Below are 3,084 nucleotides of genomic sequence, written 5' to 3'. Positions count from 1 at the left end.
GCCGCGCCTACGTCGACGCCCGCTACAGCAAGCGGTACGCCATCACCGACGAAGAGCTGAACGCCATCGCCAGGCGGGTTGATGATTTGAGGGAACTCACGGCCGAAGTGTGCCTGAGAAAGATCGAGGGACTGAAGAATGCCGCTGAAAACCAATAAAGCTGATACTCATGATTTATCTTCCCTGAGTGGGACGAGAAAACGACGAACCCCGCGAACACCTGCTGGTTGTTTACACCGGTCTAAGACGGCTACATGTAGTTGGGCTCTTAAGGAGGAAGCGTGAAAGTCTTCCTGTTGCTCTGGTTCGTGCTATGCGCGTCACCGGTTGCTTCGGTCGCGCAAGAAACCTTTGAGGCGCGCTTGGTAGAAGCTGCCAAGGGTGCTCAAGTCAAGACTTTCGATCCGGCGCTGGGCCCAATAACAATGGACCGCTGGGTCAGTTCAGTAGCTACGCCACGCTCAAGTATTTATTGGGAAGTCAACGACTGCGGAGAGCAAACGGGTAGCCCTGCTGATAGGGGACGCGATTTTCCTGCCTGTGTGGAAGCAATCTTTTTTGTCGTTCCGGATACTGAAGCGCATGTGAGCATTATCGTAGGTACTTTCCATAAGGGGTTGACCGGGAAGCCGCAGTTTTTACAAGCCTATTTAGAACGGCACGGGAGGTACAGAGAAGTGAGAAAGCTTTCGGAGATCGCTTTAATTGCCAAATCGGCCCAACAAGCCGCTGAACCCGACGCCGGAAAGCCAAGCGGCGCTGCGCAGTAGCCCCTAGGGCGGTGCGGGTTAGCAATTCGTTAGCGCTACTACATCGAACTCATGGCTGAGTCCTCTCAAAAGGCCGAAGTAGAGATTTGGGCCTACTGCCTGATGCCCAACCATGTGCATCTTGTGATGGTCCCCAATCACGAGGACGGACTGCATGCCGCTATCGGAGAGGCACATCGCCGGTATACGCGCCATGTCAATTTCCGTAATAGCTGGCGCGGTCATCTATGGCAGGAGCGATTCCATTCGTTCGTCATGGACGAGGGGTATTTACTCTCCACTGTTCGCTATGTCGAGCTCAACCCCGTTAAGGCGGGACTCTGTCGACATCCGGCCGACTGGAAGTGGTCGAGTGCCCTGCCCCATCTTTCGGGTAAAGACGATCAGCTAGTAAGAGTAGGGCCGATGCTGGACCGGATTTCCGATTGGGCTGGGTATCTTTTTAGTCAGAATCGGGATCAAGGAGAGCTGATCGAACAGCACACAAGGACAGGACGGCCGCTCGGGGATGCCGCTTTTGTCCATCGGCTTGAGGGTTTGACCGGCAAGTCCCTGACGCCCAAAAGGCCTGGTCGTAAGGCCGCTGCCGCGGAACAGGTATACTGTCCCCGGAATCCCTAATCCCTGTCCCCGGAATCCCCAATGAGTTGATTGCCTACATGGAGCAGGCGGAAGAGGGAAGTGACGCCATCATTCAGAATTTGGACTCAGTGGTGGCGGAGCGGCACAACGTCTGAACTAACCCGAATTTTTCGTAAATTAGCACCGATCTCGCTTGTCTCTTGGCTCCACAAGGAATATTTCCTCAGTCGGCCGTAATCACCGATACGCCGCTCCTTCGAAAATTTCCTTGTGAAACCAATATCCTAAGCGACCTCGGCACAAATTTATAAAATCTTCGGGCTAAGTAGCTGTTCCGAAATGGTGTTCATCACTCGCCCTCCGTGGCCCTCCCCCTGCGTGTGAGGGCCAGGGAGGGCGAGCAGATACGATTCACCGCATGTAGCTCAGCCGGTCACTCTCCGCTGCGAAAAGGCGCCTTGGGTCGAAGAGCCCGGGCGCCTTTTTGTTGCAGCGAACACGCGTTCCGAGATCTCCCTGTTTTCCCTATCCGAGCATTCCCTCTCTGAAAAGGAAGCTCTCTATACCATCGATGCCGTCTCCCGCCTTGAGGTTGGTAAACACGAATGGCCGCTCGCCGCGCATGCGCTGGGTATCGCTCTCCATCACTTGGAGTGAAGCACCAACGTGGGGAGCCAGGTCGATCTTGTTGATCACCAACAGGTCAGAGCGGGTGATGCCGGGGCCGCCCTTGCGCGGGATCTTTTCGCCTTCGGCCACGTCGATGACGTAGAGGGTCAGATCGGCCAACTCGGGGCTGAAGGTGGCGCTCAGGTTATCGCCGCCGCTCTCCACGAAGACCACGTCGAGGTCGGGAAAGCGGCGGTTCAGCTCCTCCACCGCCTCCAGGTTCATGGAGGCGTCCTCGCGGATGGCGGTATGGGGACAGCCGCCGGTCTCGACGCCCATGATGCGCTCCGGCGGCAGGGCCTCGCTGCGGGTCAGGAATTCCGCATCCTCGCGGGTGTAGATGTCGTTGGTCACCACCGCGATCTCCAGGCGGTCGCGCAGGCGCTTGCAGAGCACATCCAGCAGCGCCGTCTTGCCCGAGCCCACCGGCCCACCGATTCCCACCCGCAGGGGGGCTTTGTTCTGGTTCATCGTTTTCGCCTCCTGAAAACATTAAAAACTCACCGCAGAGGCGCAGAGGGCGCAGAGAACTGTCAATGTAGGAGCAGGCATCCTGCCGTGACGATCCTGGCTAACCCAATCACGGCTGGAAGCCGCCCTCACACTTGAGTCAAATTCCCTCTGCGTTCTCTGCGTCTCTGCGGTGACAAAAAAGACTTTCACGAACGAAACAGCCGGGTGTACTGAGTCTCGTGCAGGCTGCTGGCGAGGGCGGCGGCCGGGGCGGAGGCACCGATCGCCGGGTCCGCCAGCCCGAGCCCGTGATTCACTGCCGCTGGGATCTTTGCGCCGAGCGCCAGGGACAAACGCTGGCCGGCGGTCTGACCCAGGGGAATGAGTTTCACGCCGGCCAGCACGAGGTTTTCGAGCCAGGTCCAGGCGTATCCCGTCGCCGCCTCCTCGAGGGAGACGCCCCAGCGGCTGGCCGCAAGCGCAAAGCCCGCAGCCTGACAAAGCCTCAGGGTCTCCCGTAGCTCGGCCGCACCCGCGACCTCCAGTTGTACCAAAAGGCTAGTCATCGCCTTTCCCCGAGCCCGCTCCTCGGCGCGTAGCTCGGCCGTCT

The 3,084-nt window shown here is 58.5% G+C and carries 4 protein-coding genes; 2 read left to right on the top strand and 2 right to left on the bottom strand.

Going from position 1 to position 3,084, the window contains the following annotated elements; genetic code table 11:
• The first annotated feature begins 281 nt into the window (after nt 1-281).
• Complete coding sequence (locus Q7L05_RS17245; RefSeq protein WP_303909533.1) at nt 282-770, top strand: hypothetical protein; 489 nt, start codon at nt 282-284, stop codon at nt 768-770.
• Nucleotides 771-821: 51 nt separating this feature from the next.
• On the top strand, nt 822-1,391 hold the full coding sequence (locus Q7L05_RS17240) for a transposase (RefSeq protein ID WP_303909531.1): 570 nt from the start codon (nt 822-824) through the stop codon (nt 1,389-1,391).
• A 486-nt stretch (nt 1,392-1,877) separates the two neighbouring features.
• Here the strand turns inward: Q7L05_RS17240 and ureG are convergent, their stop codons facing one another.
• A complete protein-coding gene (gene ureG, locus Q7L05_RS17235) occupies nt 1,878-2,492 on the bottom strand; it encodes an urease accessory protein UreG (protein ID WP_303909529.1) in 615 nt (204 codons plus the stop codon).
• A gap of 188 nt (nt 2,493-2,680) precedes the next feature.
• Nucleotides 2,681-3,084, bottom strand: a 404-nt coding sequence (locus Q7L05_RS17230; protein WP_303909527.1) for an urease accessory protein UreF, incomplete at its 5' end; no start/stop codon positions are given.

This window comes from Thiohalomonas denitrificans, from assembly GCF_016841685.1.
Classification (GTDB): Bacteria; Pseudomonadota; Gammaproteobacteria; order Thiohalomonadales; family Thiohalomonadaceae; genus Thiohalomonas; species Thiohalomonas denitrificans_A.
The sequence above is the reverse complement of the archived record's forward strand: the minus strand, read 5'-3'. Positions and strand labels throughout refer to the sequence as shown.